General features: G+C 72.0%; 2 protein-coding genes. One reads left to right on the top strand and one right to left on the bottom strand.

Annotation, left to right across the window (positions count from 1 at the left end; all coding sequences use genetic code 11):
- Positions 1-135 precede the first annotated feature (135 nt).
- Positions 136-2,121: a M23 family metallopeptidase gene (locus ACFYPN_RS08795; protein WP_358758928.1), complete on the bottom strand. Its 1,986-nt coding sequence runs from the start codon at positions 2,119-2,121 to the stop codon at positions 136-138.
- Between the two features lie 449 nt (positions 2,122-2,570).
- Between ACFYPN_RS08795 and ACFYPN_RS08790 the strand changes: the two genes are divergently transcribed.
- Complete coding sequence (locus ACFYPN_RS08790; protein ID WP_358758926.1) at positions 2,571-3,251, top strand: barstar family protein; 681 nt, start codon at positions 2,571-2,573, stop codon at positions 3,249-3,251.
- The last annotated feature ends 191 nt before the right edge of the window (positions 3,252-3,442 follow it).

Genomic DNA, 3,442 nt, shown 5'->3' with positions numbered 1-3,442 from the left:
CTCGCGGCGGCCCCGGGCCCCCACATGCTGCGGGGGTGCGGCCCCCCCCCCCCGGGGGCGGGGGGGGGGGGCGGCGCGGCCGCGGCGGGGGGGGCGGGCCCCCCCCCCCCCCCCCCTCCCCTCGACTCTCCCGTACTACTGCGGATTGAGTCCGTGGCTCGCCAGCCAGGGCAGCGGATTGATCGCGGCGCCGCCGCCGGGGCGCACCTCGAAGTGCAGGTGCGGACCGGTGGAGTTGCCGGAGTTGCCGGAGTACGCGATCACCTCGCCGGCCTTGACCGGACCCGAGCGGATCTTGGTGCTGCTCAGGTGGCAGTACCAGGTCTCGGTTCCGTCCTCCATGGTCACGATCGCCATGTTGCCGTAGGCGCTGTTCCACTGCGTGCGGACGGTGCCGTCGGTCGCCGCCATCACCGGAGTCCCGTACTGCACGGGGAAGTCGATGCCGGTGTGCACGGACATCCAGTTGACCCCGGCCTGGCCGAAGTACGCGCTGAGCCCGTGCTGGGCCACGGGGAGAAGGTACTTGGGGCGGGCGGCCTCCTTGCGGGCGGCCTCCTCCTCCCGCTTCTTCTTCTCGGTGGCCTGCCGCTCCTTGAGGTCGATGCGCTCCTGCGTACGGCTGGCCCGGTCCCGGAAGTCCGCACCCGCGGCGTCGACCCCCGCCAGCTGGGTGTCCAGCTTGGTGTTGGACGCGAGCGCCTTGACGGTGGCCGTGTCGGCGGCTGCCATCGTCGTGGTGTCGTCCTTGGTCTCCTCGGCGTGCCCGATCCCGCCGACCGAAGCCGCCGCGATCCCCGCGACACCCATCACGCACGCGGACGGGACCGCGATCGTCAGCAGCGCGGACCGCTTGGCGGGCGTACGCCGACGGGCGCGGTTCCGGGCCGCGGACCGGCCCTCCGACCGCACTTCCGGCCCGCCCTCGGACCGCACGCCGGGCTGGTACGGGTCGGGCCAGGTGTCCGGGAGGCCGGACTGGTCCTCGGGCTCCTGCGCGGGGTCCGGCGTGGGGACCTGCGCCGGGTCCTGTGCGGAGTCGGTCGCGTCCGACGCGTACCGCTCGTCCGAAGCGTGTTCGGGTTCCGCGTGTGCGGAGGTCCGGTGTTCGGGGCCCTGGTGTTCGGGTGTTGCCTCGTGCTGCTCGTCGGACGCGTAGGACATCTGTTCCGGGATGTACACGGTCGCCCCGGGCGTGGCGTCGTGGTCCGAGGCGGTGTTCCAGGCGGTCGCGTCGTAGCAGCCGCTGTCGTACGCGCCGGTGGTGAAGGCGGTGGGGGTGTACGCCGGCGTGCCGGAGGCGGGGGTGTCATGGCCGAGGGCGTCGTAGCCGCCCGCCGCTCCCTGGGCGTGGATGTCGTAGGCGCCGGTGGCGTAGGCGGTGGGCCCGTAGTACGGGGCGTCGGAGCCGTAGGCCGAGGGGGCGGTCGTCGCGGTGGTGTACCCCGTGGCGTCGTACCCGCCGGTGTTCTCGTACACGCCGTGGTTCTGGTAGCTGCCCGGGTTCTCGTAAGTGCCGGTGTTCTCGTACCCGCCGGTGTTCTCGTACCCGCCGGTGTTCTCGTACGTGCCGGTGTCCTCGTACCCGCCGGTGTTCTCGTACGTGCCGGCCGGGGTGGCGGCCTGGTGGGTCCCGGTCTCGTACAGGGCCGACTCGAAGGTGGTGGTGGGGAAGGCGCCGGTGTCGGTGAAGGCCCACTGCCCGGTCGTGGTGTGGGTCGCGGCCTGCTGCCAGCCGCTGGAGTCCCACTGCCCGGTCCCGTCGGACGCGCCGGGGGCCGTGGCGGTCGGCCAACCGCCCGTGGCGTCGTACGGATGCTGGTGCGAGACCTGGGTGTCCGCCGGGTAGCCGTCGTACGTGCCGGTGTGGTGCGCACCGGGGTGCGCGCCGTCGTCCGTGCCGCTCTCCCAGGGGGAGGCGACGGCGTAGGTGGCGTCCTGACCTGGATACGCGCCGTGCTGGGCGGCCGTGGGGCCCGCCGGGAAATCGCTGTCGTATCCGGAACCGGGGGCGACGCCCTGCTCGCCGGGGAGCGTCCCGTAGAGCGGACCGGCAGGGTGAGTGCCTGTCTGTGAAGCGTCGTATCCGGCGTACCCGGCGTGGGTGTGCTGGTCGTTCACCAACTTCTCTCTCGCCTCGGCAGCAGGACCAGTCCGGAGTTCAGTGGGGTGAGCCCCGGGGGGAAGCAGTGGCCGCGACTGTACCTGGCGGTGTGTGACGGCCACAATCTTCGGATGCGTTTGATCTCGCGGGAAGCGGGCATTCGAGCGCCTTTCGGTCGAGTCGAGACCCGTTGTTGGTGTTGCGTTCGAGGAATCCGTTCTGATTTCCGCCGCATGTGATGACGGAACGTAGTGATGGCGGTTGACGCGGTGGGGGATCGGTGCCCGATAGCGGGTGGAGGGGGAGATTCGGTGTACGAGGCAGCCATGGGTGACGAGAGTCGGCGGTACGTCCCCAGGTCCGACGAGGACGAGGGTGACTTCTGGGGTCCGCGCGCGGCGCCGAGGGGCTGTTCACCCGCGTCGGCGGGGCGGGGTCGAGGTCGAGCGACGAAGGGGAACGGCGCGTGCTTCTCACGGGCTGCCTTCCCCGGGGCGGTCTGTCGAAGGCTCTCGGCGCCATCGGCGGTCCCCGCGCTGATGCGGGAAACGCGCATATCGACGTACTCGATCCGGAGGGCGTCATCATGGGGTCCTATTTCGTCGGTGGCGTGACCGTCGTCGGCGTCCGGCCTTCCGCCCACGGTGCGGGGCTGGTCGATCTCACGGTCGAGCTGTGGTGCGGCGACGCCGTGCCCGGCTCGGACGCGCTGTGGGGCCTCGTCCGAGCCGGCGGGCCGGATCGCACCGGCCTGTGGCACGGACTCTCCAGCGACGAGCGAGGGGCCTGGCTGTCCGTGGCGTTGTGGTCCCACGGGTATCGGAGGCGCGGCGAGCCCGAAGCTCCGGAGGGGCGGAAGAGCACCCTGGACGGCCGGCACATCGTCGACCGGAACAGCCTCTGGTGCGCGATCGGCGAAGCCGTCAACGGGCCGCTCGGTTACTTCGGTTGGAATCTGGACGCGCTGGACGACTGCTTGTTCGGCGGCTGGGGCACCGCGTGCGGATTCACCCTCGACCGGGTGGATTCGACCGAAGCCCGGACGAGACTGACGGAGTCGGAGCCCCCGGGGGACGGAGAGGCCCCGTTCTTCGACGTACTCATGGACATCTTCGAGCAGCGGGGCGTCACCGTCGTACCGAGGTGACGGCGGAAGACCCTGGGTTCGTCAGGCCACGGTGGTGCCGCCCGCTGGGCTGGTACCGGCGCGCGTCGGGTCCGACGGTGCGCGCGTCGGGTCGGACGGTGCGCGCGTCGGGTCGGACGGTGCGCGCGTCGGGTCGGACGGTGCGCGCGTCGGGTCGGACGGTGCGCGCGTCGGGTCGGACGGTGCGCGCT

This window comes from Streptomyces sp. NPDC005576 (assembly GCF_042871745.1).
In the GTDB taxonomy this organism is placed as follows: domain Bacteria; phylum Actinomycetota; class Actinomycetes; order Streptomycetales; family Streptomycetaceae; genus Streptomyces.
The sequence above is the reverse complement of the archived record's forward strand: the minus strand, read 5'-3'. Positions and strand labels throughout refer to the sequence as shown.